24 protein-coding genes and 1 pseudogene are annotated in these 26,878 nt (G+C 53.0%); 15 read left to right on the top strand and 10 right to left on the bottom strand.

Annotation, left to right across the window (positions count from 1 at the left end; translation table 11 throughout):
- Positions 1–49: 49 nt before the first annotated feature.
- Positions 50–820 (top strand): DUF3800 domain-containing protein, encoded by a 771-nt coding sequence (locus K8W53_RS00910; RefSeq protein ID WP_000456879.1) that lies wholly within the window; start codon positions 50–52, stop codon positions 818–820.
- Between the two features lie 195 nt (positions 821–1,015).
- Here K8W53_RS00910 and K8W53_RS00905 read toward each other — a convergent pair.
- From K8W53_RS00905 to K8W53_RS00890, 4 genes and pseudogenes are all read right to left on the bottom strand, one after another.
- Positions 1,016–1,444 (bottom strand): annotated as a pseudogene (locus K8W53_RS00905) (transposase); the annotation flags it as partial.
- A gap of 465 nt (positions 1,445–1,909) precedes the next feature.
- Entirely contained in the window at positions 1,910–3,979 is a 2,070-nt protein-coding gene (gene glyS / locus K8W53_RS00900) for a glycine--tRNA ligase subunit beta (RefSeq protein ID WP_023225090.1), read from the bottom strand.
- A gap of 9 nt (positions 3,980–3,988) precedes the next feature.
- Positions 3,989–4,900 (bottom strand): glycine--tRNA ligase subunit alpha, encoded by a 912-nt coding sequence (gene glyQ, locus K8W53_RS00895; protein ID WP_023138212.1) that lies wholly within the window; start codon positions 4,898–4,900, stop codon positions 3,989–3,991.
- A 138-nt stretch (positions 4,901–5,038) separates the two neighbouring features.
- Positions 5,039–5,341, bottom strand: a complete 303-nt coding sequence (locus K8W53_RS00890) for a YsaB family lipoprotein (RefSeq protein ID WP_023206518.1) — start codon at positions 5,339–5,341, stop codon at positions 5,039–5,041.
- A 165-nt stretch (positions 5,342–5,506) separates the two neighbouring features.
- Between K8W53_RS00890 and K8W53_RS00885 the strand changes: the two genes are divergently transcribed.
- On the top strand, positions 5,507–6,502 hold the full coding sequence (locus K8W53_RS00885; protein ID WP_052939262.1) for an acyltransferase: 996 nt from the start codon (positions 5,507–5,509) through the stop codon (positions 6,500–6,502).
- A 22-nt stretch (positions 6,503–6,524) separates the two neighbouring features.
- Here K8W53_RS00885 and K8W53_RS00880 read toward each other — a convergent pair whose 3' ends face one another.
- The 3 genes from K8W53_RS00880 to xylA all read right to left on the bottom strand — a co-directional run bounded on the left by K8W53_RS00880 (position 6,525) and on the right by xylA (position 9,929).
- The gene (locus K8W53_RS00880; RefSeq protein ID WP_001635944.1) at positions 6,525–6,878 is read right to left on the bottom strand and encodes a YiaA/YiaB family protein; all 354 of its coding nucleotides are present in this window, start codon (positions 6,876–6,878) and stop codon (positions 6,525–6,527) included.
- Between the two features lie 174 nt (positions 6,879–7,052).
- Positions 7,053–8,507: a xylulokinase gene (gene xylB / locus K8W53_RS00875; RefSeq protein WP_000275322.1), complete on the bottom strand. Its 1,455-nt coding sequence runs from the start codon at positions 8,505–8,507 to the stop codon at positions 7,053–7,055.
- A 99-nt stretch (positions 8,508–8,606) separates the two neighbouring features.
- Positions 8,607–9,929: a xylose isomerase gene (gene xylA / locus K8W53_RS00870; protein ID WP_001149561.1), complete on the bottom strand. Its 1,323-nt coding sequence runs from the start codon at positions 9,927–9,929 to the stop codon at positions 8,607–8,609.
- 362 nt (positions 9,930–10,291) lie between these two features.
- Between xylA and xylR the strand changes: the two genes are divergently transcribed.
- Complete coding sequence (gene xylR / locus K8W53_RS00865) at positions 10,292–11,470, top strand: D-xylose utilization transcriptional activator XylR (protein ID WP_000459824.1); 1,179 nt, start codon at positions 10,292–10,294, stop codon at positions 11,468–11,470.
- A 60-nt stretch (positions 11,471–11,530) separates the two neighbouring features.
- Here the strand turns inward: xylR and K8W53_RS00860 are convergent, their stop codons facing one another.
- Positions 11,531–12,355 (bottom strand): protein bax, encoded by an 825-nt coding sequence (locus K8W53_RS00860; RefSeq protein ID WP_001575119.1) that lies wholly within the window; start codon positions 12,353–12,355, stop codon positions 11,531–11,533.
- Between the two features lie 315 nt (positions 12,356–12,670).
- Here K8W53_RS00860 and K8W53_RS00855 point away from each other — a divergent pair, with 315 nt between their 5' ends.
- Positions 12,671–14,698, top strand: a complete 2,028-nt coding sequence (locus tag K8W53_RS00855; protein WP_023225091.1) for an alpha-amylase — start codon at positions 12,671–12,673, stop codon at positions 14,696–14,698.
- Between the two features lie 173 nt (positions 14,699–14,871).
- Entirely contained in the window at positions 14,872–16,122 is a 1,251-nt protein-coding gene (gene avtA, locus K8W53_RS00850) for a valine--pyruvate transaminase (protein ID WP_000144384.1), read from the top strand.
- A gap of 36 nt (positions 16,123–16,158) precedes the next feature.
- Here avtA and K8W53_RS00845 read toward each other — a convergent pair whose 3' ends face one another.
- Positions 16,159–16,632 (bottom strand): 4Fe-4S dicluster domain-containing protein, encoded by a 474-nt coding sequence (locus K8W53_RS00845; protein ID WP_001078820.1) that lies wholly within the window; start codon positions 16,630–16,632, stop codon positions 16,159–16,161.
- 116 nt (positions 16,633–16,748) lie between these two features.
- On the bottom strand, positions 16,749–17,549 hold the full coding sequence (yiaJ, locus tag K8W53_RS00840; RefSeq protein WP_000081338.1) for an IclR family transcriptional regulator YiaJ: 801 nt from the start codon (positions 17,547–17,549) through the stop codon (positions 16,749–16,751).
- A 229-nt stretch (positions 17,550–17,778) separates the two neighbouring features.
- On the opposite strand from yiaJ, the gene yiaK reads away from it, so the two are divergent.
- From yiaK to araD, 10 genes are all read left to right on the top strand, one after another.
- On the top strand, positions 17,779–18,777 hold the full coding sequence (yiaK, locus tag K8W53_RS00835) for a 3-dehydro-L-gulonate 2-dehydrogenase (protein WP_000861183.1): 999 nt from the start codon (positions 17,779–17,781) through the stop codon (positions 18,775–18,777).
- Positions 18,778–18,788: 11 nt separating this feature from the next.
- Positions 18,789–19,253, top strand: coding sequence for a YhcH/YjgK/YiaL family protein (locus K8W53_RS00830; RefSeq protein ID WP_000576056.1), 465 nt, complete (start codon positions 18,789–18,791; stop codon positions 19,251–19,253).
- A gap of 23 nt (positions 19,254–19,276) precedes the next feature.
- On the top strand, positions 19,277–20,209 hold the full coding sequence (locus tag K8W53_RS00825; protein WP_023225092.1) for a DUF4862 family protein: 933 nt from the start codon (positions 19,277–19,279) through the stop codon (positions 20,207–20,209).
- Positions 20,210–20,347: 138 nt separating this feature from the next.
- Positions 20,348–20,821, top strand: coding sequence for a 2,3-diketo-L-gulonate TRAP transporter small permease YiaM (gene yiaM / locus K8W53_RS00820; RefSeq protein ID WP_000832315.1), 474 nt, complete (start codon positions 20,348–20,350; stop codon positions 20,819–20,821).
- A 2-nt stretch (positions 20,822–20,823) separates the two neighbouring features.
- The gene (gene yiaN, locus K8W53_RS00815) at positions 20,824–22,101 is read left to right on the top strand and encodes a 2,3-diketo-L-gulonate TRAP transporter large permease YiaN (protein ID WP_000301822.1); all 1,278 of its coding nucleotides are present in this window, start codon (positions 20,824–20,826) and stop codon (positions 22,099–22,101) included.
- Positions 22,102–22,112: 11 nt separating this feature from the next.
- Positions 22,113–23,099 carry a 2,3-diketo-L-gulonate TRAP transporter substrate-binding protein YiaO gene (gene yiaO / locus K8W53_RS00810; protein WP_000766337.1) on the top strand — a complete coding sequence of 329 codons (987 nt, stop codon included), beginning with the start codon at positions 22,113–22,115 and terminating at the stop codon, positions 23,097–23,099.
- A gap of 3 nt (positions 23,100–23,102) precedes the next feature.
- Positions 23,103–24,599, top strand: coding sequence for an FGGY-family carbohydrate kinase (locus K8W53_RS00805; protein WP_023225094.1), 1,497 nt, complete (start codon positions 23,103–23,105; stop codon positions 24,597–24,599).
- Positions 24,596–25,258: a 3-keto-L-gulonate-6-phosphate decarboxylase UlaD gene (ulaD, locus tag K8W53_RS00800; RefSeq protein ID WP_023254921.1), complete on the top strand. Its 663-nt coding sequence runs from the start codon at positions 24,596–24,598 to the stop codon at positions 25,256–25,258. The genes K8W53_RS00805 and ulaD overlap by 4 nt, the downstream gene beginning before the upstream one ends.
- On the top strand, positions 25,251–26,111 hold the full coding sequence (locus tag K8W53_RS00795) for an L-ribulose-5-phosphate 3-epimerase (protein ID WP_001244040.1): 861 nt from the start codon (positions 25,251–25,253) through the stop codon (positions 26,109–26,111). Before ulaD ends, K8W53_RS00795 begins: the two co-directional genes overlap by 8 nt.
- Positions 26,105–26,800: an L-ribulose-5-phosphate 4-epimerase gene (gene araD / locus K8W53_RS00790; RefSeq protein ID WP_023225095.1), complete on the top strand. Its 696-nt coding sequence runs from the start codon at positions 26,105–26,107 to the stop codon at positions 26,798–26,800. The genes K8W53_RS00795 and araD overlap by 7 nt, the downstream gene beginning before the upstream one ends.
- Positions 26,801–26,878 lie beyond the last annotated feature (78 nt).

Below are 26,878 nucleotides of genomic sequence, written 5' to 3'. Positions count from 1 at the left end.
CGCTTGGGTTGAGCATAAAATACCCATTTAATTTTATGTGGGTATTTGTATGGAATACGTGGCTTTTGGTGATGAGAGTGGTACGACAGGGAGTGACCGCTGTTATGGCATTGGTTTGCTGTGTGTGCGTAAAGACACGTTACACATCTTCAATGAGCGCGTCCAGAAATTAAAAGATAAGTACGGGATTGTCGGTGAGTTGAAGTGGTCCAAGATTAAGAACAGTGCAGGGCAGGCAAACATCTGCATTGAGCTGCTGGCTATGGTGCTCAAGAACTCGTGCTGCTTCCACTCAATTGTTGTAGTTAAGAACATTTACAACAACTGGCAGACGGACAGGGAGTTGGCTTTTTACCAGACGTACACAATGCTCGTTAAGAACGTTGCTAAGCAGATTAAGAGTGACGTTGAGGTGATCATCGACCAGAAGATTGATAAATACAAAAAGAACGATGAAGTGACAGGTATTGTTGCTAACAACATGCTGGCTAGGGCAGGGATGAAGAAGCTGATTAAGTCTGTGACGATGCACGACTCTAAGCATCATCTTGGATTACAGGTTGTCGACATTCTGACCGGAGCTGTGAATTCTGGGTACTTAAAGTACCTTAATCCTCGGCTAGAACTATCAGTGGCTAAGGAGCTTGCCTTTGAACGTATGGCTGCTCTGCTTGGCTGGGATTTTTTCCATTACGATACATTCCCGAATAAGGATTTTAATATCTGGCATTTCCCGCAAGAAATGCGAGCTATGCCGGGTTCAAAGAGTATTCGACCTGATTACAGCGTTCCATTGGTTAAGCGGGAAGAGCTGTCCTAACCTTGACTTCAAAAATCGATTGTTTATGCATAGGCCGACCAGATTTAAAGGATAGGTGTCAACCGATACTGTAGTAGTGCACTAAATTTGGCCACTGGAACAAATATTTAAATGTCCGCTTCACGCCCTGAGACATTTGCGTGAGCGTATCTACCGACGTTCAGGTTTCCTGATAGCATCCCTGTACAGACCTTGTTAATTTCTGCCTGGATAGCTCTTTAGGCGGTATTCAACCGGGCTGAGTCCGTTAAATCTAAGGCTAATTCGTCGGGTATTGTAGTATCGTATGTAATCCTCAATAGCTATCTTAAGTTCATCAATATCCTTAAATTTACTGGTGTAAAAACTTTCTGATTTTAAAGTCCCGAAAAAACATTCTGCACAGGCATTATCAAGGCAGTTGCCTTTGCGGGACATACTTTGGATGATGCCAAACTCTCGTAACTGATACTGGTACCATCTATGACGGTATTGCCAGCCCTGATCTGAATGAAGAACCGGATTGGTACCCGCATCAAGTCTGGCAAATGCCTTCATGAGTATGTCATCGATCATCGGCATGGTTGGACATTCTGAAATACTGCAGGAGATCGCTTCGTTATTGAAGAGATCAATAATGGGCGCAGTGCACTTTTGATTTATATACCCTTCATACTTCAAGTTGCTTATGTGTTGGCTACGGATTACTCGGCCCATCCATGGGCCTCGCCCTGACGGGCCGTCGCACGCGACGTTCAAATCTGCTCCCGGCAGATTTGTCGCTCACCCCAGTCACATAGTTATCTATGCTCCTGGGGACTCACTCCCTTGCCGCCTTTAAGCAACTCGAATTATTTTGGGTATAGTCAGGTGGGGCTTTTCTCTGTCTGCCTTTTGATGAATATCTGAGACAAACAGTCTCAAGCACCCGCAGCTATTCTAACGCCAATATCCGTACCGCCAGCGTTAATGTATTCATGAAATATTTTTTGCCAATCAATAGAAATAACCGCGTCTATGAGTTACAGAATTATTAGCGAATCGACTGATACTATTTATGTTATAAAAAAACCTGCCCGAAAGCAGGTTTTTGTTTAATTAACTGAACGCTTATTGCAGTAACGAAATATCTGCAACCTGCAGGAACAGTTCGCGTAGTTTCGACAACAGCGTCAGGCGGTTGATACGGATATCTTTCTCTTCCGCGTTAACCATGACATTTTCGAAGAATTCATCCACCGGCGCGCGCAGAGCAGCCAGCTCAATCAACGCTTCCTGATAACGACCATCGGCAAAGTACGGCTGAAGCTTATCACGCAGCACAACCAGATGTCTGGCCAACTCAATTTCCGCCGCTTCTTTCAGTACGGAGGCGTGGACGATATCGTTCAGCGGCTCAGTGGCTTTCGCCAGGATGTTGGAGACGCGCTTGTTCGCCGCCGCCAGCGCAGAGGCTTCTTCCAGGGTACGGAAGTGCGATACCGCTTTCATACGAGCATCGAAATCTGCCGGACGGGTCGGACGACGCGCCAGTACCGCCTGGATGGTGTCGACGGTGTAACCTTCATCCTGATACCAGGCGCGGAAGCGACCCAGCATAAAGTCGATCACATCATCGACTACGTTGGCATTGGTCAGCTTGTCGCCATACAGACGCGCCGCTTCTTCAGTCAGCGTTTGCAGATCAAGAACAAGGTTCTTCTCAACGATGATGCGCAGCACGCCCAGCGCGGCACGACGCAGCGCAAACGGGTCTTTGTCGCCTTTCGGATGCTGACCGATACCGAAGATACCCGCCAGAGTGTCCATCTTATCGGCGATCGCCAACGCACAGGCCACCGGGTTAGACGGCAGGTCATCACCGGCAAAGCGCGGCTGATACTGCTCGTTAAGCGCCACGGCCACATCTTCCGCTTCACCATCGTGACGCGCGTAGTGCATCCCCATCACACCCTGGGTGTCGGTGAACTCGAAGACCATGTTGGTCATCAGGTCGCACTTGGAGAGCAGGCCCGCACGAGTGGCGTGGTTGACGTCAGCGCCAATCTGACCGGCAATCCAGCCCGCCAGCGCCTGAATACGGTCGGTCTTGTCGCGCAGCGTGCCCAGCTGTTGCTGGAACAGCACGGTTTGCAGACGCGGCAGATGGTCTTCCAGACGTTTTTTACGGTCGGTATTGAAGAAGAATTCAGCATCTGCCAGACGCGGACGCACCACTTTCTCGTTACCGGAGATAATCTGGGTCGGATCTTTCGACTCGATGTTGGCGACGAAGATAAAGTTCGGCAGCAGCTTGCCCGCGTTGTCATAAACCGGGAAATACTTCTGGTCGCCCTTCATGGTGTACACCAGCGCTTCGGCAGGCACGGCGAGGAATTTCTCTTCGAATTTCGCCGTCAATACCACCGGCCATTCCACCAGCGAGGCCACCTCTTCCAGCAGGCTTTCGCTCAGATCGGCATTACCGCCAATCTTGCGCGCTGCTTCTTCGGCGTCCGCTTTGATTTTGGCTTTACGCGCTTCGTAGTCCGCAATGACTTTACCGCGCTCCAGCAGAATTTGCGGGTACTGGTCAGCATTGTCGATAGTAAACTCCGGCTCACCCATAAAGCGGTGGCCGCGAATGACGCGGTCAGACTGAATACCCAGAATTGTCGCCGGAATGACCTTATCGCCCAACAGCAGGGTCACGGTGTGCACCGGACGCACGAAGTGTACGTCAGACGCGCCCCAGCGCATCAGTTTCGGGATCGGTAGTTTCGCCAGCGAGGTGGCTACCATGTTCGGCACCAGCGCTTCGGTACTTTCGCCCTTCACGTGGGCACGATACAGCAGCCATTCGCCTTTGTCGGTCTTCAGACGCTCGGCCTGATCAACGGTGATCCCGCAGCCGCGCGCCCAGCCTTCTGCCGCTTTGCTCGGTTTGCCTTCGGCGTCGAACGCCTGAGCAATCGCCGGACCACGTTTTTCGACTTCGCGATCGGGCTGAGATTCAGCAAGATTCGCCACTTTCAGCGCCAGACGGCGCGGGGCGGCAAACCATTCAACGTTACCGTGCGCGAGGCCGGCGTTATCCAGCTCCGCAGTGAAGTTCGCAGCAAAGGACTCAGCCAAACTGCGCAGTGCTTTTGGTGGCAGCTCTTCAGTGCCGATTTCCACCAGAAAAGTTTTCTCAGACATGGCCGCCTCTTACTTGTCTTTGTTGCACATCGGGAAGCCGAGGGCTTCACGGGAAGCATAATAAGCCTCTGCCACTGCTTTGGTCAGGGTGCGAATACGCAAAATGTAGCGCTGACGTTCGGTGACGGAGATAGCTTTACGCGCATCCAGCAGGTTGAAGCTATGGGCGGCTTTCAGAATACGCTCGTAGGCCGGCAGCGGCAGCGGGTTTTCCAGCGCCAGCAACTGCTGGGCTTCTTTCTCATACTGCTCAAAGCAGGAGAACAGGAAGTCGACGTCGGCGTATTCGAAGTTATAGGTGGATTGCTCCACTTCGTTCTGATGGAACACGTCGCCGTAGGTGGTTTTACCCAGCGGGCCATCGCTCCAGACCAGGTCGTAAACGCTGTCTACGCCCTGAATGTACATGGCCAGACGCTCCAGACCATAGGTGATTTCACCGGTCACCGGCTTACACTCCAGGCCGCCGACCTGCTGGAAGTAGGTGAACTGCGTCACTTCCATGCCATTCAGCCACACTTCCCAACCCAGACCCCAGGCGCCCAGCGTCGGGTTTTCCCAGTTGTCTTCCACGAAACGGATGTCGTGAATGGTCGGGTCCATACCCAGCTCTTTCAGCGATCCGAGGTACAGCTCCTGAATATTTTCCGGAGACGGCTTAATCACCACCTGGAACTGGTAGTAGTGCTGTAAGCGGTTCGGGTTTTCGCCATAGCGGCCATCGGTTGGACGACGGGACGGCTGCACGTAGGCAGTCGCCATCGGTTCCGGCCCCAGCGCACGCAGGCAGGTCATTGGATGAGAAGTTCCCGCGCCGACTTCCATGTCCAATGGTTGAACAATGGTACAGCCCTGGCGAGCCCAGTAATCCTGTAAGGTCAGGATCAAGCCCTGGAAGGTCCTGGTATCAAACTTTTGCATATTATTTCGTGCTGGATACGTGTGGATTTAAAGGAAGGAGCCAGTATACCCGCTGGATGCGAGATATACAGTATGAAACCGGTTTGTTTAGCGAAAATTGCCGGATTTCGCGGCATCACACCTCACCAGGCGCGGCTTTTACCGCATAGAAAGATGTAAAAACTGCCCATCTGCATCAAAAGAGCAGACAAAACTCTCTTTACGGAAGGTATTACCCCGCATCTCATAGCTCCCCTGAAACTGTTCGAAGCCGGTAACAGCAATTTTCTGTGCGCCAGTGTTGTAACGCTGCGCCGCCTGAGCTTTACACAATGCTTCCATATCCAGCGTGCGTGTTGGGCTCACTTTACTCTGCTGGGCTTTTTGCGTCGGTGGCGGTGTCGCTGTGCATCCCACCAGAACGATGGCTATCATCACAGTACAGAAATACTTCATTATCATTTTTATTACCGTCTGGTTTGCTGGTCAGTCTTATTATTAAGGTTTGTGGGTAGCAGACACATTGTGCGAATCTCCTTACGCCATCACAAGATGTAGCGTAGAAAGTCGGATTTTTCCAGTGAGCCACCGCACTGGAACTCTATTCAAACGGAAGCTGAGGAACTGATGCAGCCTAAAATTAACTGGATTGATAACCTGCGAGGGATCGCCTGTTTAATGGTAGTGATGATCCATACTACAACGTGGTACATCACCAACGCCCACAGCGTCAGCCCGCTAAACTGGGATATTGCGAATGTCCTGAATTCGGCTTCGCGCGTTAGCGTTCCCCTGTTTTTTATGATTTCAGGCTATCTTTTTTTTGGCGAGCGCTGCGCGCAACCGCGGCATTTTTTACGTATCGCCCTGTGCCTTATCTTTTACAGCGTTGTCGCCCTGGCTTACATTTCACTTTTTACTTCGATCAACGTCGAGCTTTCGCTAAAAAATGCGCTGCAAAAACCCGTGTTTTACCACCTGTGGTTTTTCTTTGCGATTACGGTGATCTACCTGGTATCGCCATTAATCCAGGTAAAAAACGTGAGCGGCAAAATGCTCCTGATGCTGATGGTGATCATTGGTATTATTGCTAACCCAAATACTGTGCCGCAAAAAATCGGCGGCGTTGAATGGTTGCCCATCAATCTGTATATCAGCGGCGACACGTTCTACTACATTCTCTACGGTATCCTGGGCCGCGCCATTGGAATGATGGAGACGCAAAAGTCATCGCTGACGCTTATCTGCACTGCCCTGTTTATCATCGCGGTATTTGTTATTTCTCGCGGCACATTGCATGAATTACGCTGGCGCGGAAATTTTGCCGATACCTGGTATCTGTATTGCGGTCCCATGGTGTTTATTTGCGCCGTCTCACTGTTCACGGTAGTTAAAAATAAGCTGAATGCGCGGACGTTACCTGGACTGGGGCTTATCTCCCGCCACTCGTTGGGTATTTATGGTTTCCACGCGTTGATTATCCATGCGCTACGTACTAATGGTCTGGAGTTAAAGCGTTGGCCGCCGTTAGACATCGTGTGGATTTTTGCCACGACGGTGACAGGAAGCCTACTACTTTCCATGCTGTTACAGCGTATTGATAAACGGAAATGGGTTAGCTAAACGATAATGATGGCTCCGGCCATCATTCATCATCACTGTAGGAAGCGTAAAGATCGGTTCCATATATACTGACCCCCAGCGCCACCAGACACAGTATTTTCAGCGCGCCCGCCAGCGCCAGGTTAAATACGCCGACCGCGACCATGCCGATGCCAAGCAACAGCAAAGATTTGCAACGAGAAAGCAAGCGGTCATTCCCCGTGTGTTCCTGGCGAATTAAGACTGGAAAACCGCACATGACGATTGCCGCAAAAAAATATCCCTTTTCGCTTAATGTATGACAGCCTGGCCACAGTCCCACCAGGTATACCACTGCACCGACAACTAACATTCCCAGGCCGAACATCCGTTTCCTGCGTGCAACGTGATCGTCCATCTCACTCTCCTTGTGGTTGTGTGAGACACATTAAGCGAAGAAATAGCGATGAAAAAGGCGCCTGCTCAGCAATAATATAAAAATCAGAAAACACACATACTTACTTCGATATAATTCAATAGAATTAATATTTACGGGAAATGCCTTTCAGCCAAAACCGAAAGGCATTCTGACTTATGACATCAACGGCAACAGCTGCTGATAGAGTCGACGGAAGGTTTCACGACGTTGTTGATAAACCGCATGACGCTGCGCATCGGGATAATGCGCCTGCTCCAGCGGCAACTGCGGCAATACATCGGCGAGCGGAGTCTGTTTATTCACCGCAATTTGCGCCAGACGCGCCGCGCCCAGCGCTGGCCCCACATCGCCGCCAGTACGATAATCAAGCTGTAGCCCGCTAATATCAGATAGCATCTGACGCCAGTATTCGCTGCGCGCCCCGCCGCCGATAAGCGTCACGCTGGCGGGTTTGACGCCGCAGGCGTGAACCACATCCATGCCATCCGCCAGAGCATATCCCACGCCTTCCAGTACCGCCCGCGCCAGTTCCGCCGGGCCATGCTGATGGGTTAAACCAAAGAAAACGCCTTTTGCCTGCGGATTATTGTGCGGCGTGCGCTCGCCGGACAGGTACGGCAAAAACCAGATCGGATCGGTATGCTCATCCGCCAGCTGCGCGGCGGCAATCAGCGTCGGGACGTTCTTCTGCCCGGTGAGTTTAGCCGCCCAGTCCAGACAAGAGGCGGCGCTCAACATTACAGACATTAAATGCCAGCGTTCCGGCAGCGCATGGCAAAAACTGTGTACTGCGCTCTCCGGTTTACTCAGAAAGCCGTCGCTGACGGCAAAATAGACGCCCGATGTTCCGAGTGAGAGCATCGCCTGTCCGGCATCGATCATTCCTACGCCGACCGCGCCAGCCGCATTGTCGCCGCCGCCCGCCACCACAGGTACTGCTGGCATTCCCCATGCGCTGGCTACCTCTGGCAGCAACGTTCCGGTAATGTCACTACCTTCAAATAACGCTGGCATCTGCTGTCGGGTTAAATGACAGGCGTTGAGCATAACGTCGCTCCAGTCGCGCTTTTTCACGTCCAGCCACATCGTTCCCGCCGCATCCGACATATCGCTGGCAAAGACGCCCGTCATTCGCAGCCGCAGAAAATCTTTCGGCAGCAGAACTTTGTCTATCTGGCGGAAAATATCCGGTTCGTGGCGCTGCACCCAGACTAATTTGGGCGCGGTAAAACCGGGCATCATCAGATTACCGGTTATCGCACGCGACTGCGGCACCTGTTTTTCCAGCCAGGCGCACTCTTCGCTACAGCGTCCGTCATTCCATAAAATCGCTGGTCGCAGAACCTGCTGACGGCTATCAAGCAATGTCGCGCCATGCATTTGTCCGGCGATGCCCAACGCCCGGACGCCACTTAACGACTGTTGCCGACCTAAACCTTTAACCGCACGATCCGTCGCCTGCCACCACTGCTCTGGTTCCTGTTCCGACCATAAGGGATGCGGACGCGATACGGTCAGTTTTTCAGTATGCGTAGCCAGCACATCGCCCTGCTCATTCAACAGGATAGCTTTTACACCCGATGTACCAAGATCGATCCCGATATACATAGTGTGGGTTCCTTTACTGAAAGCGCCCGGCAGCGCTACGCTTACCGGGCTAATCACGACTACAGGCCGGGCTAACGCGGAGTCGCCCGGTAGATAAGGTTATTTATCAAACAGATAACGGTTAACCAGATTTTCTAACAGCTCCTGATGACCGCTTTGATGTACTGGCGCCAGATTATGCTGCTCCGCATACTGCGCCAGTTCGCCTAAGGAGAGTTGTCCTTTCAGAATCTGCTGCCCCAGCTCGCCATTCCAGCCGGCATAGCGCTTCGCCACGCGTTTATCCAGCTCGCCGTCTTCAACCATACGCGCGGCGATTTTCAGCGACAACGCCATCGTATCCATCGCGCCGATATGACCGTAGAACAGATCGTATTTATCGGTGCTCTGGCGACGAACTTTGGCGTCGAAGTTGAGACCGCCCGTCGTGAATCCGCCCGCTTTCAGGATTTCGTACATCACCAGCGCGTTCTCTTCAACGCTAATCGGGAACTGATCGGTATCCCAGCCCAGTTGCGCATCGCCGCGGTTGGCGTCAACGGAGCCAAAAATACCCAGCGCGATAGCGGTCGCGATTTCATGGTGGAACGAATGGCCCGCCAGCGTCGCGTGGTTCGCCTCAATGTTCACTTTGATCTCTTTTTCCAGGCCGAACTGTTTGAGGAAGCCATAGACCGTTGCAACGTCATAATCATACTGATGTTTTGTCGGTTCCTGCGGTTTCGGTTCAATCAGCAGCGTGCCCTGGAAACCCATTTTATGTTTGTGCTCAACCACCATTTGCATAAAGCGGCCAATCTGTTCGCGTTCCTGGCGCAGATCGGTATTCAGCAACGTTTCATAACCTTCGCGCCCGCCCCACAGGACGTAATTTTCGCCGCCCAGTTTATGCGTGGCGTTCATTGCCGTAACCACTTGCGTCGCTGCCCAGCTAAAGACTTCCGGATCCGGGTTAGTGGCGGCGCCTGCGCCATAGCGCGGGTTGGTAAAGCAGTTCGCCGTTCCCCACAGCAGTTTTACGCCGCTCTGCTCCTGTTTCGCCGCCAGCACATCCACCATCTGCGCGAAGTTGTTTTTATATTCTTTCAACGACGCGCCTTCCGGCGACACATCCACGTCATGGAAGCAATAAAAAGGCACATTCAGTTTGTGGAAAAATTCAAACGCCACGTCCGCTTTGCGTTTCGCCAGCTCCAGCGCTTCGCCCGGTTGCTGCCACGGACGATTAAACGCGCCTACACCAAACATATCCGCGCCGTTCCAGCAGAAGGTATGCCAGTAACAGGCCGCGAAACGCAGGTGATCTTCCATACGTTTACCTAAAACCAGCTCGTCGGGATTGTAATGACGAAATGCCAGCGGGTTAGTCGATTGAGGGCCTTCATAGCGAACACGATCGAGTTGGTCAAAATAAGCCTGCATAGTGAGCTCCATAATCAGATAAGACGGCAAGTAAACGACATAACGTCATACTGGAATTTCCTGATTTATTGCTCAATTACGTTATTTCACACCGCTATTAAGAGAATCCCCAAATGTGCTCTGGCTCTCAAAAAAACGCTGAAAACCACAGAAGAAAAAAGCGATCGCGATCGAATCCTGGCAAATAAACAAAAAACCGTAATATATAGATAAGAAATGACAATTGTCATCCGCCGTTTGCTGTGATGAATTTCGCATAACGTTTCAGGCGCAAAATAATTTGTCATCATTCGCCAGACCGTTATGTCAGCCGTTTTGATAGTATCCATGAGTCCAGGTTCACTTTTGCAGGATATATCCTCATGTTTGATAAACGTCACCGCATCACTCTGTTATTTAACGCGAATAAAGCCTATGACCGTCAGGTAGTGGAGGGGGTGGGTGAATATTTACAAGCCTCGCAATCCGAATGGGATATATTTATTGAGGAAGATTTCCGTGCCCGTATCGATAACATTAAAGAGTGGTTAGGCGACGGCGTTATTGCCGATTACGATGATGACGATATCGCGCAATTATTGGCCGATGTCGACGTACCCATTGTCGGGGTCGGCGGTTCTTACCATCTTGCTGAAAATTATCCTGCCGTTCATTACATCGCCACCGATAATCATGCGCTCGTTGAAAGCGCTTTCCTGCATTTAAAAGAAAAAGGCGTTAACCGCTTCGCGTTTTACGGTTTGCCCGACTCCAGCCGCAAACATTGGGCGGCGGAACGGGAATACGCCTTTCGCCAGCTGGTCGCCGAGGAAAAATACCGCGGCGTAGTCTATCAGGGGCTGGAAACCGCGCCGGAAAACTGGCAGCACGCGCAAAATCGCCTCGCCGACTGGCTTCAGACGCTGCCGCCGCAAACCGGCATCATTGCCGTAACGGATGCCCGCGCCCGTCACGTATTGCAGGCCTGTGAACACCTGCATATTCCGGTGCCGGAAAAACTTTGCGTTATCGGTATTGATAACGAAGAGCTTACACGCTACCTGTCACGCGTCGCGCTTTCCTCCGTCGCGCAGGGGGCGCGGCAAATGGGCTATCAGGCGGCGAAACTGCTGCACCGTTTGCTGGCGCGCGAAGAGATGCCGTTACAGCGCATTCTGGTGCCGCCGGTGCGCGTCATTGCGCGCCGCTCAACAGACTATCGCTCCCTGACCGATCCGGCGGTTATCCAGGCAATGCACTTTATTCGTAACCATGCCTGTAAGGGCATTAAAGTCGAGCAGGTGCTGGACGCGGTTGGGATTTCACGTTCAAACCTGGAAAAACGTTTTAAGGAAGAAGTTGGCGAGACGATACATGCGCTGATCCACGCCGAAAAGCTGGAAAAAGCGCGTAGTTTGTTGATTTCTACCACGTTGGCGATAAACGAAATTTCGCAAATGTGCGGCTACCCGTCACTGCAATATTTCTATTCGGTGTTTAAAAAGGAGTACGTCACTACGCCGAAGGAGTATCGCGACCAGCATAGTGAAGCGTTGTTGTAGTTTATCCAGCCTACAGACGCCTTGTAAGCCGGATAGCGTAGCGCCATCCGGCACACAGAATTACATATGCGCGGCGATCAGACGCTGGTTGTCCTGGTACATCGCGAACAAGTAGTTGTTATAGCGCGACCCCTGGGTAGAGTAACCCTTCAGCTTATGAATCATCGCCGTGGCGGTGACTTCCTGATCCGCCTTACGCAGTTGGGCGCGCGACTTGCGGAAAGAGGAATAAGCCGGATGCGTGTTCAGGTTGGCGACATACGCGCTCACCGACTCCTCAACCGACGCGAATTGCGAGTAACCTTTCACCTTACCCGGCGTATTGGTACAACGCCCTTTCGTGCACTTCATGCCGAACAGGTTATTGTTGCTACGCGCCAGTTTAGAGGTTCCCCAGCCGCTTTCCGCCGCCGCCATCGTCGCCACCATGCTGGTTGGGATAATGTCGACGCGCTCCAGCAACGTATTCCACGGAATACGACGCGTGTTGCCGGACCAGCTCACTTTATAGCGCTTCGCGATATCTTTCATACGCGCGCGTTCAGACGGCGACCAGCGGTTCTGGTACTGTTTTGAGATCAGCCAATTACGGTCCGCGGTAATCGCGGCATTTTGGCTGGTGATGTAAGGCATAACGGTCCGGAGAAACGCTTTTTTTCTGGGGGTTCCGGAAGGGTATTTTCGCAAATCAGGAAGTGAACTGCTCTTTGCACTATTGCGAGAATACTCTTGTTTACTGCTAACCTGTTTATAACTTGTCTCAGTTATGTGGGACTTTTGACTCGTTTGTGTTGCGTGCGTCTTTGCCAGCACCTCACCCGAAAATGCGATGGTGAGTAACATAAGAATCATTGCCCCATATCGTCGCATGGGAGTCAATATCATTAGGTCTCCTGGTCGGATTGATACATTCCAACACCTTTTATTTTTCACGAAGTTGAGGTTTGAACCCCAAATTCTAGCAAAAATAGGCTTAAAAAGCACCTCAGGGAATAGTCTTAATCCGAAACTATGTCAACTATTAACGATAACAGGCAGCAATAATGCCAATAAAATGTGGTGCTTATCGCAAATAGAGGCGTTTTTTTGCGCCTCGTCGCTCACCCTCGCGCCTCCTCCTGCGCGACTCTCTGCTGAGGAGGAGTTCATTCGCCTAAAAACCAGGCAAGCTGATGAATATTGCCCACAAAGGATAGCGTGATGAAACTTGCCGCCTTCGCTCTGACGCTGATACCCGGTATCGCGATCGCCTCATCATGGACCTCACCCGGTTTTCCGACGTTCTCGACGCAGGAAACCGGGCGCTTTACCAGCCATGCTGCATTAACAAAAGGTACACGCGCGTTAACGCTCCATATTGACCAGCAGTGCTGGCAGCCCTCCGGCGCCATAAAACTCAACCAGATGTTGTCGTTAAAACCCTGCGAAGGCGCGCCGCCGCAATGGCGTTTGTTTAAAGATGGCGACTATACGATAACGGTAGATACCCGCTCCGGTACGCCGACCCTGTTGTTATCGATAAAAACTGAACCTGAACGCACCACACAGCTCACCTACCAGTGTCCCGTCTGGGATGGTTCGCCGCTCACGCTGGATGTTCGCCAAACCTTTCCGGAAGGGACGGTAGTGCGCGATTATTACAGTGGTCAAACCGATACCGTCCAAAACGGGCAAATCACGCTGCGACCTGCCGACAGCCACGGGCTTTTATTGCTGGAACGCGCGGAAACCCATGCATCAGCGCCTTTTAACTGGCGCAACGCCACCGTTTATTTTGTGCTTACGGATCGTTTTCGCAATGGCGATCCAACCAACGACCACAGCTATGGTCGCCATAAGGATGGTATGCAAGAGATTGGCACTTTCCACGGCGGCGATTTACGCGGGTTGACGAGTAAACTGGACTATCTACAGCAATTAGGCGTGAACGCCTTGTGGATAAGCTCGCCGTTTGAACAGATCCACGGCTGGGTCGGCGGCGGAACAAAAGGCGATTTTCCTCATTACGCCTATCACGGCTATTACACTCAGGACTGGACGACGCTGGATGCCAATATGGGCAGCGAAGCCGATCTCCGCGCGCTGGTCGACGGCGCGCACCAGCGCGGCATCCGTATTTTATTTGACGTAGTAATGAATCATGCCGGTTACGCCACGCTGGCGGATATGCAGGAGTATCAGTTCGGCGCGCTCTATTTATCCGGCGCGGAACGGCAAAAAATTCTCGGCGATCGCTGGACAAACTGGCGACCCGCCGCCGGACAAAGCTGGCACAGCTTTAACGACTACATCAACTTCAGCGACAGCGCCGCCTGGGAAAAATGGTGGGGGAAAAAGTGGATTCGTACCGATATTGGCGACTACGACAGTCCGGGATTTGACGATTTAACCCTGTCGCTGGCCTTCCTGCCGGATATAAAAACGGAATCTACCACGCCTTCCGGCCTACCCGTGTTCTATGCCAACAAACCCGATACTAAAGCAAAGTTCATTGAGGGCTATACGCCACGGGATTATCTGACTCACTGGTTAAGCCAGTGGGTGCATGATTACGGCATTGACGGGTTCCGGGTCGATACTGCCAAAAACGTTGAGCTTCCTGCCTGGCAACAGCTAAAAACCCAGGCCAGCGCGGCGTTACATGAATGGAAGCAGGCCAATCCGGACAAAGCGCTGGATGATAGCCCGTTCTGGATGACTGGCGAAGCGTGGGGCCACGGCGTCATGAAAAGTGATTATTATCGCTATGGTTTCGACGCGATGATCAATTTTGATTATCAGGAGCAGGCGGCGAAAGCGGTCGATTGCCTGGCGGAAATGGGGCCAGTCTGGCAGCAGATGGCGGATAAAATGCAGGATTTCAACGTATTAAGTTACCTCTCCTCGCATGATACGCGCCTTTTCCGTGAGGGCGGTGATAAGGCGGCGGAACTGCTGCTGCTTTCGCCGGGCGCGGTGCAGATCTTTTACGGCGATGAATCCGCTCGTCCCTTCGGCCCCACCGGCTCCGACCCGCTGCAAGGCACCCGTTCAGATATGAACTGGCAGGACGTGAGCGGAAAGTCAGCCGCAGCCGTCGCGCACTGGCAGCGTATTAGCCAGTTCCGCGCCAGACATCCCGCCATCGGCGCAGGCCAACAAACCACGCTGACGCTAAAACACGAGTACGGTTTTGTACGCCAGTACGGCGACGATACGGTGATGGTCGTCTGGGCGGGCCGCCGCTAATCGTGGCGCTACCGGTCTCCTCGCGTACCGGTAGCCCCTTCAAAATAAAAAACTAACCTGATAAAAATTTGTAGCATAAAACATCAATACCACCGCCTGACCCCCATTTGCGCCCCGCCATTTGTAGCGTTATGGTTATCCACTTTGACAGACAGTTCGATAGATCACCCGTTATGACATTTTCACTTTTCGGCGATAAATTTACCCGCCATTCAGGCATTACCCGCCTGATGGAGGATCTCAACGACGGCTTACGCACGCCAGGCGCCATCATGCTTGGCGGCGGTAACCCGGCACACATCCCTGCAATGCAGGATTATTTCCAGACGCTACTGACAGAGATGGTAGAAAGCGGCAAAGCCGCTGATGCGCTTTGTAATTATGACGGTCCCCAGGGAAAAACGGCGCTACTGAATGCACTGGCCGTACTGCTACGTGAAACGCTGGGATGGGATATCGAACCACAGAATATTGCGCTGACAAATGGCAGTCAGAGCGCGTTTTTCTACTTATTTAATCTCTTCGCCGGACGTCGCGCCGACGGCAGTACGAAAAAGGTACTATTCCCGCTTGCGCCGGAATACATCGGCTATGCGGATTCCGGTCTGGAAGACGACCTCTTCGTTTCGGCGCGCCCGAATATTGAACTGCTGCCGGAAGGCCAGTTTAAGTATCACGTCGATTTTGAGCATCTGCACATCGGCGAAGAAACGGGGATGATTTGCGTCTCGCGCCCGACCAACCCAACCGGTAACGTTATCACCGACGAAGAGCTGATGAAGCTGGACAGACTGGCGAATCAGCACAACATCCCACTGGTGATTGATAACGCTTACGGTGTACCGTTTCCGGGCATTATCTTTAGCGAGGCGCGCCCGCTGTGGAACCCCAATATTATCCTGTGTATGAGCCTCTCGAAGCTGGGGCTGCCCGGTTCCCGCTGTGGGATTATCATCGCCAATGATAAGACGATTACCGCCATTGCCAACATGAACGGCATCATCAGCCTTGCGCCCGGGGGCATGGGCCCGGCGATGATGTGCGAAATGATTAAGCGTAACGATCTGCTGCGGCTGTCGGAAACGGTTATCAAACCTTTCTACTATCAGCGCGTTCAACAGACGATCGCGATCATTCGTCGCTATTTATCCGAAGAACGCTGCCTGATTCATAAACCGGAAGGCGCAATATTTTTGTGGCTGTGGTTTAAAGATCTGCCGATTACCACCGAGCTACTCTATCAACGCTTGAAAGCGCGCGGCGTGCTGATGGTGCCAGGCCACTATTTCTTTCCCGGACTGGATAAACCCTGGCCGCACACACACCAGTGTATGCGGATGAACTACGTGCCTGAACCGGACAAAATCGAGGCGGGCGTAAAAATTCTTGCAGAAGAGATAGAACGCGCCTGGCGTGAAGGCTGACGGCTATTCCGGCCATCATGCAGGCCGGAACGACGTTCAGAAAGGTTGAGAATAGAGGCGCTGGCGCTGCACGTGTGCTGCGTCAACGCACTGTAACGCACTGGTCGGGCAGGCTTCCACGCACGCCGGCCCCGCTTCCCGATGCCAGCAAAGATCGCATTTAATCGCCTGCGCGCCTGACGCGGACGCCACCACGGTCATCGCACCAAACGGGCAAGCCAGCATACAGCTTTTACAACCAATGCAGCGCGATGACGTCACGAAGATATGCCCCCGATCACGGCGAATCGCCTGTACCGGGCAGACATTCGCGCACGGCGCGTCCTCACACTGATGGCAGACCGTGGCCGTGGTGAAGCTATCCTCTTTTATCACCCGGATACGCGGCACAAAGTCCGCCGTCGTCACCGCCGCGCTATTCTGCTGTTCCTGGTGCGACACCACGCAGGCGACCTCGCAGGTACGACACCCGATACACGCCGACGCATCCGCCATAATAAACCGGTTCATTGTTCTCCCCCTGCGTTAAAACGCCAGAATGCCAGAGAGCCATTCCCCGCCGCTTTGATCCCACTACGCAAACGGACAAATTTTGTCAGATGCCTGATAAAACCTGGCGAGCTGTCTTATTCGCGAACGGTAAATCCCAGCTCATTAGAGATAGCCTGTGCGGTTTCACGCAACGGTTTGAGCAGATTTTTCTCGCCGATCTGTTTTAGCCGTGACGTCGACAGTGAAATAGAAATGGCGTAAGGCACCCGATGGTGAATATCAAACACAGGCACGGCAATACAGGAGACGCCCAGTTCATTTTCTTCGCGGTCCATCGCCATGCTGGTTTCACGAATTTGCGCCAGCTCATCGTACATTGCTGGTAAATCGGTAATGGTGTTGCGAGTCAGCGGCTGGATCTGATCTTTATGGCTTTCCCAGTAAGACGCCACATAATCCGGCTGACCAAACGCCATATAAATTTTCCCCATCGCCGAGCAGTACAGCGGCATATGCTGGCCAATGTAGGCACGCGTGCGCAGCATACCGGTGGTCGGTTCCAGCTTATAAATCAGGATAGCGTGATCATCTTCACGGCTGGAAAAATTCACCGTCTCGCCGGTGGCCAGGTTGAGCGCCTCAAGGTGCGGTGCCGCAACGTGGATGATATTCAGCGATGACAGGGCTTTTTGGCCGACGGCAATAAACTTTGTCGTCAGACGGTAGCTCCCGGCCGCCGGCGCTGGCGTCACGTATCCGCAGGATTGAAGCCCCTGCAACAAACGATGGACGGTACTCTTGTTCAACCCCGCCAGCTCCGACAGGTGCGCCAGTGGGCAACCGTTCGGGTAGTTACTCAAAATTTCTATCAACATCAGGCCACGAAACAGGCTCTGACTCCCCGCAGGCTTCTCTTTATCGTTGTTCTGGCTCATCAGAAAACTCTCTCCTTTCTTGGGCGATCAGATGGTAGCTCAAAGTGTGTTGCAGTTCACGATATCAGCATAAAAAACATAACCCGATGATTTTAATCGTTTTTAAAAACCTTCTCTGGCGTTGCCATGTCAATTTTTGATCTATATATTTGGAACTACATTTCGTATTATGAAATTTATCGATAAAAAAACATACTAAAATTTCTAACAATCGACCAGGAGAACAGGGATGAAAGTAGCTTTCGAAGAGTTAAAAGGGGCCTTCTACCGCGTCTTGCGGTCGCGGAATATTGCGGAAGATACCGCCGACGAGTGCGCGGAAATGTTCGCTCGCACCACCGAGTCCGGTGTCTATTCCCACGGCGTGAACCGCTTTCCCCGCTTCATCCAGCAACTGGATAACGGCGACATTATTCCTGATGCTAAACCGCAGCGAGTTACCAGCCTCGGCGCCATCGAACAGTGGGATGCTCAGCGCGCTATCGGCAACCTGACGGCGAAAAAGATGATGGACCGGGCCATCGAGCTGGCTTCCGATCATGGTATTGGCCTGGTGGCGTTACGTAATGCTAACCACTGGATGCGCGGCGGCAGCTACGGCTGGCAGGCGGCGGAAAAAGGCTATATCGGCATTTGCTGGACCAACTCCATCGCCGTCATGCCGCCGTGGGGCGCGAAAGAGTGTCGTATCGGTACCAATCCGCTGATCGTCGCCATCCCGTCTACGCCGATCACGATGGTAGATATGTCGATGTCGATGTTCTCTTACGGAATGTTAGAAGTTAACCGTCTGGCGGGCCGCGAACTGCCGGTGGACGGCGGTTTCGACGATAACGGTCAGTTGACCAAAGAACCGGGCGTGATCGAGAAAAATCGCCGCATTTTACCGATGGGTTACTGGAAAGGATCTGGTCTGTCGATTGTGCTGGACATGATTGCCACCCTGCTTTCCAACGGTTCTTCCGTTGCCGAAGTGACCCAGGAAAACAGCGATGAATATGGCGTTTCGCAGATCTTCATCGCCATAGAAGTGGATAAGCTGATCGATGGCGCAACCCGCGATGCCAAACTGCAGCGGATTATGGATTTTATTACTACCGCTGAACGCGCCGACGACAACGTCGCTATCCGGCTGCCTGGCCACGAATTTACCAAACTGCTGGATGACAACCGCCGTCACGGTATCACCATTGACGACAGCGTCTGGGCCAAAATTCAGGCGCTGTAAGGAGCCACATCATGATTTTTGGACATATCGCGCAGCCTGATCCGTGCCGGTTACCGTCGGCCATAGAGCAGGCGCTCGATTTCCTGCGTAATACGGACTTTCGCACGCTGGAACCCGGCGTAGTGGAAATCGACGGCAAAAATATCTTCGCGCAGATTATCGATATGACCACCCGCGATGCTGCTGAAAATCGTCCGGAGGTTCATCGCCGCTATCTGGATATTCAGTTTCTGGCATGGGGCGAAGAGAAAATTGGGGTTGCCATTGATACCGGTAATAATCAAATCAGCGAGTCATTATTAGAACAGCGCGATATTATTTTTTATCACGACAGTGAACATGAATCATTCATTGAAATGATACCGGGAAGTTATGCCCTGTTTTTCCCGCAGGATGTTCATCGTCCAGGTTGTAATAAAAGCATTGCTACGCCGATACGGAAAATAGTCGTAAAAGTCGCCATAGACGTTTTATAAAATAGAGTTTACTGGAGCACAAAATGAAAAATAATACCGGTTATATTATCGGTGCGTACCCTTGTGCACCCTCATTTCACCAGAAGAGTGAAGAGGAAGAGACGGAATTCTGGCGGCAACTCTCTGATACTCCGGATATCCGGGGGCTGGAGCAGCCTTGTCTTGAACATCTTCACCCGCTCGGCGACGAGTGGTTATTGCGCCATACACCGGGAAACTGGCAAATCGTGGTCACCGCGATAATGGAAACCATGCGCCGCCGTAGCGAAAACGGCGGTTTTGGATTAGCGTCCAGTGACGAGGAACAGCGTAAAGCCTGCGTGGAGTACTATCGTCATCTGCATCAGAAGATCAATAAAATCAATGGGAACAATACCGGCAAAGTCATAGCCCTTGAGCTTCATGCCGCCCCACTGGCGGGCAATCCGAACGTAGCGCAGGCAACCGACGCCTTTGCGCGCTCATTAAAAGAGATTGCCAACTGGGACTGGTCCTGCGACCTGGTGCTTGAATACTGCGACGCGATGACCGGCCCCGCACCGCGCAAAGGATTCTTACCGTTGGTAAACGTACTGGAAACTATTGCCGACTATGACATAAGCGTCTGTATTAACTGGGCGCGCTCGGCTATTGAAGGGCGGGATACCTCTCTACCACTGATCCACACGCAGCAGGCCAAACAGGCTGGAAAACTCGGGGCGCTGATGTTCTCCGGTACAACGCTGGATGGAGAATACGGCGAATGGCAGGACCTCCATGCTCCGTTTGCACCTTTCTGTCCACAAAGCCTGATGACGGAGAAACATGTTAAAGAACTCATTACCGCCGTAGCTCCCGATCTGTTGCAGTTTACCGGTATTAAATTGTTGGAAATCAATGCCAGCGCCGATATTAATCACCGCATCAATATATTACGCGATGGTATTAACATGATGAAAAAGGCCACACGCCGCTAACCTGAATTAAACATCATCACCTTAATTCTCGGCCTGCAACTCAACGTTGCGCCGACCTAATATAAACCAAACATAAGAAATTAAGTTCCACTATTCAGCATCGAAAGAAATAAGTTTCTATAACCTGATGGAGTCGTTATGAAGCGGGTACTTGAGGGCATACTTGCGGTATTAATTGCCGTACTTTCCTGCATTGTATTTATTAACGTTATTTTACGTTACGGTTTTGAGAGCAGTATTTTGTCGGTAGATGAACTATCACGTTATCTATTTGTATGGCTGACGTTTATTGGCGCCATCGTTGCATTTATGGATAACGCTCACGTTCAGGTCACTTTTGTGGTGGAAAAACTTTCGCCAGCGAATCAGCGTCGTCTCTCGCTGCTGACGCATTCACTGATTTTATTGTTATGCCTCGCATTAGGCTGGGGCAGCCTGCAAAAAGCGTTGCAGGACTGGAGCGATCACTCGCCAATCCTCGGTTTACCGATCGGCCTGATGTATATCGCCTGTCTGCCCACAAGCGTTGCCATCGCGTTAATCGAGCTGCGTCGGCTTTATCACTTAATAACGCATAACGATTCCTTTCAACAACCACAGCAAGGAGCCTAATCATGGCCGTGGTGATATTTCTCTGCTGTCTGCTCGGCGGGATCGCGATAGGTTTACCCATCGCCTGGTCGCTGCTGCTTTGCGGCGCTGCTCTGATGGCATACCTGGATATGTTTGACGTGCAGATTATGGCGCAAACCCTGGTTAACGGCGCGGACAGTTTCTCCCTGCTGGCCATTCCCTTTTTTGTTTTGGCCGGTGAAATCATGAACGCGGGCGGCCTGTCAAAGCGAATTGTCGACCTGCCGATGAAGCTGGTCGGCCATAAGCCCGGCGGCCTGGGCTACGTGGGCGTCATTGCGGCAATGATTATGGCCAGCCTTTCCGGCTCTGCGGTAGCAGATACCGCTGCGGTCGCCGCGCTGCTGGTGCCGATGATGCGCTCCGCAAACTACCCGATCAACCGCTCCGTTGGGTTAATCGCTTCCGGCGGGATCATTGCGCCAATTATTCCGCCCTCGATTCCTTTTATTATCTTCGGCGTTTCCAGCGGCTTGTCGATCAGCAAGCTGTTTATGGCCGGGATCGCACCGGGCATCATGATGGGCGCGGCGCTTATGCTCACCTGGTGGTGGCAGGCCGGGCGATTAAATCTCCCTTCTCAGCCCAAAGCAACACCGCGTGAAATCTGGCAATCATTGGTTTCAGGTATCTGGGCGCTGTTTTTACCGGTGATTATTATCGGCGGCTTCCGTTCCGGACTTTTCACGCCAACGGAGGCAGGGGCGGTTGCCGCCTTTTACGCCCTCTTTGTCGCCGTGGTTATCTATCGGGAATTAACGTTTTCCAGTCTCTACCACGTGCTGGTCAATGCCGCCAAAACGACGTCAGTCGTCATGTTTCTGGTGGCCGCGGCCCAGGTATCCGCCTGGCTGATTACGATCGCGGAATTACCCATGATGGTGTCAGATTTGCTGCAGCCGCTGGTCGACTCTCCGCGACTCTTATTTATCGTCATTATGATCTCAATTATGGTCGTCGGTATGGTGATGGATTTAACGCCAACGGTGTTAATTCTTACCCCTGTATTATTGCCATTAGTTAAAGAAGCCAATATTGACCCGATTTATTTCGGCGTCATGTTCATTATTAACTGCTCTATTGGATTAATCACACCGCCCGTTGGCAACGTCCTCAACGTTATTTCCGGGGTAGCAAAATTGAAATTTGATGACGCGGTAAGAGGCGTATTCCCTTACGTTGTCGTACTGATGTCGCTGCTGGTTTTATTTATTTTTATTCCCGAGCTAATTATCACACCGCTTAAATGGATTAATTAAAGGATAATATTATGAAATTACACGTTATTGCTCGTTCATTATTGATAGCTGGTCTGACGGTTTTCAGCGTGTCGTCTCTGGCGGCGCAATCTTTACGTTTTGGTTATGAAACACCGCAAACTGACTCCCAACATATTGCCGCGAAAAAATTTAACGAACTATTAAAAGAAAAAACTAACGGCGAATTAACGCTAAAACTCTTTCCTGACAGCACATTAGGTAACGCCCAGGCAATGATCAGCGGGGTGCGCGGCGGAACCATTGATATGGAAATGTCCGGTTCGAACAATTTCACCGGCCTGGCCCCTGTATTCAACTTACTTGATGTCCCCTTCCTGTTTCGCGATACCGCGCATGCGCATAAAACGCTCGACGGCAAAGTCGGCGATGAACTGAAAAAATCACTCGATTCAAAAGGGTTAAAAGTCCTCGCCTACTGGGAAAACGGTTGGCGCGACGTCACCAACTCCCGCGCGCCGGTAAAAACGCCGGGCGATTTGAAAGGCTTAAAAATCCGCACTAACAACAGCCCAATGAATATCGCGGCCTTTAAAATCTTCGGCGCGAACCCTATTCCGATGCCATTCTCCGAAGTCTATACCGGCCTCGAAACCCGTACGATTGATGCCCAGGAACACCCTATCAACGTCGTGTGGTCAGCGAAATTCTATGAGGTACAGAAATACCTCTCCCTCACTCATCACGCCTATTCGCCTCTGCTGCTGGTGATCAATAAAGCCAAATTCGACGCTTTAAGCCCGCAGTTCCAGGAGGCACTGCTGAGTTCCGCCAAAGAAGCGGGTGACTATCAGCGCAAACTGGTCGCCGAAGATCAGCAAAAAATTATCGATGGCATGAAAGAAGCCGGAGTTGAAGTCCTGACCGATATCGACCGTAAAGCCTTCAGCGATGCGCTGGGCAGCCAGGTGCGCGATATGTTCCTGAAAGACAACCCGCAGGGCGCCGATCTCCTGAAAGCCGTGGACGAGGTGCAATAAGTCATGAGCAACTACTGGCTGGGGTTAGATTGTGGTGGGAGTTGGCTAAAAGCCGGGTTGTACGATGGCGCAGGCCGGGAAGTAGCGGTGCAACGCCTGCCGCTGCACGCTTTAAGCCCGCAGCCAGGCTGGGTTGAACGCGATATGACCGAACTGTGGCAACAGTGCGGCTCGGTCATCAGCAAACTGCTGACGCACACGGGGGTGAGCGGCTCACAAATCCGCGGTCTGGGTATTTCCGCTCAGGGTAAGGGCCTGTTCCTGTTAGATAAAAGCGATCGGCCATTAGGTAAAGCGATACTCTCTTCCGACCGTCGCGCCATGGAAATTGTCCAGCGCTGGCAAAAAGAAGCGGTTCCGCAAAAACTCTACCCGCTGACCCGGCAAACCCTGTGGACCGGGCATCCAGTCTCCCTTTTACGCTGGGTAAAAGAGAATGAGCCGCAGCGCTACGCGCAGATAGGCAGCGTCATGATGACGCATGACTATCTGCGCTGGTGCTTAACCGGCGTGAAAGGCTGCGAAGAGAGCAATATCTCCGAGTCCAACCTCTACAACATGGCGACGGGCCAGTACGACCCGCGTCTGACCGAATGGCTGGGCATCAGTGAAATCGACAGCGCGCTGCCCCCCGTGGTGGGTTCAGCCGAAATATGCGGGGAGATCACCGCTCAGGCAGCCGCCATCACCGGTCTGGCGGCGGGCACCCCCGTCGTCGGCGGCCTGTTTGATGTGGTTTCCACCGCCCTTTGCGCCGGTATTGAGGATGAATCAACGCTCAATGCGGTGATGGGTACCTGGGCCGTCACCAGCGGCATCGCTCACGGCCTGCGCGACCATGAGGCCCACCCTTACGTCTATGGCCGCTACGTCAATGACGGGCAGTATATCGTTCACGAAGCCAGCCCGACCTCCTCTGGCAACCTCGAATGGTTTACCGCCCAGTGGGGCGACCTCTCTTTTGACGAGATCAACCAGGCGGTCGCCAGCCTGCCGAAAGCCGGTAGCGACCTTTTTTTTCTGCCGTTTCTCTACGGCAGCAATGCCGGGCTGGAGATGACCTGCGGCTTTTACGGCATGCAGGCGCTGCACAACCGCGCGCACCTGCTACAGGCGCTCTATGAAGGCGTGGTCTTCAGCCATATGACCCACCTCAACCGCATGCGTGAACGTTTTACCGACGTTTGCGCCCTGCGCGTTACCGGCGGACCGGCCCACTCCGACGTCTGGATGCAGATGCTGGCGGACGTCAGCGGGTTACGCATCGAGCTGCCGCAGGTGGAGGAGACCGGCTGCTTCGGCGCGGCGCTGGCTGCCTGCGTCGGCACCGGCGTATATCGCAATTTCCGCGAGGCCCAACGCGACCTCCGGCACCCGGTGCGCACGCTGCTGCCGGACATGGCCGCGCACGCCCTCTATCAGCGTAAATACCGCCAATACCAGCATTTGATTGAAGCACTACAGGGCTATCACGCCCGTATTAAGGAGCACGCATTATGAGCCGACCACTACTGCAACTGGCGCTCGACCACACCAATCTGGAAGCAGCCCAGCGCGATGTCGCCCTGCTACAGGATCATGTCGATATCGTTGAGGCTGGCACCATCCTCTGTTTAACCGAAGGCCTTAGCGCGGTGAAAGCCCTGCGAGCGCAGTGCCCGGAAAAAATCATCGTCGCCGACTGGAAAGTGGCCGATGCCGGTGAAACCCTGGCGCAGCAGGCTTTTAGCGCTGGCGCCAACTGGATGACTATCATCTGCGCTGCGCCGCTCGCAACCGTCGAGAAAGGCCACGCCGTCGCACAATCCTGTGGCGGTGAAATTCAAATGGAACTGTTCGGCAACTGGACGCTGGACGACGCCCGAGACTGGTATCGCGTCGGGGTTCGCCAGGCGATTTACCACCGCGGACGCGATGCGCAGGCCAGCGGGCAACAGTGGGGAGAAGCGGACCTAACACGCATGAAGGCGTTGTCCGACATCGGCCTTGAACTATCGATTACCGGCGGCATTACCCCAGCGGATCTGCCGCTGTTCCGCGACATTAACGTTAAGGCATTTATCGCCGGACGTGCGCTGGCAGGTGCCGCCCATCCGGCGCAGGTCGCCGCCGAATTCCACGCCCAAATTGACGCCATTTGGGGAGAAAAGCATGCGTAATCATCCATTAGGTATTTACGAGAAAGCACTGGCGAAAGATCTCAGTTGGCCAGAGCGGCTGGTGCTGGCAAAAAGCTGCGGTTTTGATTTTGTCGAGATGTCGGTGGACGAAACGGATGAACGCCTTTCGCGCCTCGAATGGACCTCGGCTCAGCGCGCATCTCTGGTGAGCGCGATGCTGGAAAGCGGCGTCGCCATCCCGTCGATGTGCCTCTCCGCCCATCGTCGATTCCCTTTTGGCAGCCGCGACGAAGCGGTACGCGAGCGGGCGCGTGAAATCATGACCAAAGCCATTCGCCTGGCGCGCGACCTGGGGATCCGCACCATCCAGTTGGCAGGTTACGACGTCTATTACGAAGAGCACGACGAAGGCACCCAGCAACGTTTCGCCGAAGGGCTGGCGTGGGCGGTGGAACAGGCCGCAGCGGCGCAGGTGATGCTGGCGGTGGAGATCATGGATACCGCGTTTATGAACTCCATCAGCAAGTGGAAAAAGTGGGACGAGATGCTTTCGTCACCGTGGTTCACCGTTTATCCAGACGTCGGCAACCTCAGCGCCTGGGGGAACGACGTGACCGCCGAGCTGAAGCTGGGTATCGACCGTATCGCCGCTATCCACCTGAAAGACACGCTGCCGGTGACCGGTGACAGCCCCGGCCAGTTCCGCGACGTGCCGTTTGGCGAAGGATGCGTTGATTTTGTCGGCATCTTCAAAACGCTGCATGAGCTGAACTATCGCGGTTCATTTCTGATTGAGATGTGGACAGAGAAAGCCAGCGAGCCGGTGCTGGAAATTATCCAGGCCCGCCGCTGGATTGAATCACGGATGCAGGAAGGAGGTTTCACATGTTAGAGCAACTGAAAGCCGAGGTGCTGGCGGCCAACCTGGCCCTCCCGGCGCACGGGCTGGTCACCTTTACCTGGGGCAACGTCAGCGCAGTCGATGAGACGCGCAAGCTGATGGTCATCAAGCCTTCCGGCGTTGAATATGAGGTGATGGCCGCCAACGATATGGTGGTGGTAGAGATCGCCAGCGGTAAGGTCGTTGAAGGCAACAAAAAACCGTCGTCCGATACCGCGACCCATCTGGCGCTCTATCGCCGCTATCCGCAGATCGGCGGGATCGTTCATACCCATTCCCGCCATGCGACGATCTGGTCGCAGGCCGGGCTCGATCTGCCCGCCTGGGGCACCACCCACGCCGACTATTTCTATGGCGCGATCCCCTGTACCCGACTGATGACCGTTGAGGAAATTAACGGCGAGTACGAGTATCAGACCGGCGAGGTGATTATTAAAACCTTTGAAGAGCGCGGTCTGGATCCGGCGCAAATCCCGGCGGTATTGGTTCATTCGCACGGCCCGTTTGCCTGGGGTAAAAATGCCGCCGATGCCGTCCACAACGCCGTGGTGCTTGAGGAGTGTGCCTATATGGGGCTGTTCTCGCGCCAGCTGGCCCCGCAGTTGCCGGATATGCAACCGGAATTGCTCGATAAACACTATCTGCGTAAACACGGCGCGAATGCCTATTACGGGCAGTAATGCCGGCAGCCACAGCCTGTGTCGGATGGCGGCTGCGCCTTATCCGACCTACAAGATTTGCAATATCAATACGTTGTG

Source organism: Salmonella sp. A29-2 (genome assembly GCF_020150755.1).
In the GTDB taxonomy this organism is placed as follows: domain Bacteria; phylum Pseudomonadota; class Gammaproteobacteria; order Enterobacterales; family Enterobacteriaceae; genus Salmonella; species Salmonella enterica.
This window is presented reverse-complemented; position numbering and strand designations above follow the sequence as displayed.

Excerpts from the sequence above, each read along its gene's own strand:
- K8W53_RS00885 (WP_052939262.1), top strand. The coding sequence starts at position 5,507 with ATGCAGCCTAAAATTAACTGGATTGATAACCTGCGAGGGATCGCCTGT.
- K8W53_RS00845 (WP_001078820.1), bottom strand. The coding sequence starts at position 16,632 with ATGAACCGGTTTATTATGGCGGATGCGTCGGCGTGTATCGGGTGTCGT.
- yiaM (WP_000832315.1), top strand. The coding sequence starts at position 20,348 with ATGAAGCGGGTACTTGAGGGCATACTTGCGGTATTAATTGCCGTACTT.
- K8W53_RS00825 (WP_023225092.1), top strand. The coding sequence starts at position 19,277 with ATGAAAAATAATACCGGTTATATTATCGGTGCGTACCCTTGTGCACCC.
- K8W53_RS00880 (WP_001635944.1), bottom strand. The coding sequence starts at position 6,878 with ATGGACGATCACGTTGCACGCAGGAAACGGATGTTCGGCCTGGGAATG.
- yiaO (WP_000766337.1), top strand. The coding sequence starts at position 22,113 with ATGAAATTACACGTTATTGCTCGTTCATTATTGATAGCTGGTCTGACG.
- K8W53_RS00830 (WP_000576056.1), top strand. The coding sequence starts at position 18,789 with ATGATTTTTGGACATATCGCGCAGCCTGATCCGTGCCGGTTACCGTCG.
- yiaJ (WP_000081338.1), bottom strand. The coding sequence starts at position 17,549 with ATGAGCCAGAACAACGATAAAGAGAAGCCTGCGGGGAGTCAGAGCCTG.
- yiaK (WP_000861183.1), top strand. The coding sequence starts at position 17,779 with ATGAAAGTAGCTTTCGAAGAGTTAAAAGGGGCCTTCTACCGCGTCTTG.
- K8W53_RS00855 (WP_023225091.1), top strand. The coding sequence starts at position 12,671 with ATGAAACTTGCCGCCTTCGCTCTGACGCTGATACCCGGTATCGCGATC.
- xylA (WP_001149561.1), bottom strand. The coding sequence starts at position 9,929 with ATGCAGGCTTATTTTGACCAACTCGATCGTGTTCGCTATGAAGGCCCT.
- yiaN (WP_000301822.1), top strand. The coding sequence starts at position 20,824 with ATGGCCGTGGTGATATTTCTCTGCTGTCTGCTCGGCGGGATCGCGATA.
- glyS (WP_023225090.1), bottom strand. The coding sequence starts at position 3,979 with ATGTCTGAGAAAACTTTTCTGGTGGAAATCGGCACTGAAGAGCTGCCA.
- K8W53_RS00890 (WP_023206518.1), bottom strand. The coding sequence starts at position 5,341 with ATGATAATGAAGTATTTCTGTACTGTGATGATAGCCATCGTTCTGGTG.
- ulaD (WP_023254921.1), top strand. The coding sequence starts at position 24,596 with ATGAGCCGACCACTACTGCAACTGGCGCTCGACCACACCAATCTGGAA.
- xylB (WP_000275322.1), bottom strand. The coding sequence starts at position 8,507 with ATGTATATCGGGATCGATCTTGGTACATCGGGTGTAAAAGCTATCCTG.
- glyQ (WP_023138212.1), bottom strand. The coding sequence starts at position 4,900 with ATGCAAAAGTTTGATACCAGGACCTTCCAGGGCTTGATCCTGACCTTA.
- K8W53_RS00910 (WP_000456879.1), top strand. The coding sequence starts at position 50 with ATGGAATACGTGGCTTTTGGTGATGAGAGTGGTACGACAGGGAGTGAC.
- K8W53_RS00805 (WP_023225094.1), top strand. The coding sequence starts at position 23,103 with ATGAGCAACTACTGGCTGGGGTTAGATTGTGGTGGGAGTTGGCTAAAA.
- araD (WP_023225095.1), top strand. The coding sequence starts at position 26,105 with ATGTTAGAGCAACTGAAAGCCGAGGTGCTGGCGGCCAACCTGGCCCTC.
- xylR (WP_000459824.1), top strand. The coding sequence starts at position 10,292 with ATGTTTGATAAACGTCACCGCATCACTCTGTTATTTAACGCGAATAAA.
- K8W53_RS00795 (WP_001244040.1), top strand. The coding sequence starts at position 25,251 with ATGCGTAATCATCCATTAGGTATTTACGAGAAAGCACTGGCGAAAGAT.
- K8W53_RS00860 (WP_001575119.1), bottom strand. The coding sequence starts at position 12,355 with ATGATATTGACTCCCATGCGACGATATGGGGCAATGATTCTTATGTTA.
- avtA (WP_000144384.1), top strand. The coding sequence starts at position 14,872 with ATGACATTTTCACTTTTCGGCGATAAATTTACCCGCCATTCAGGCATT.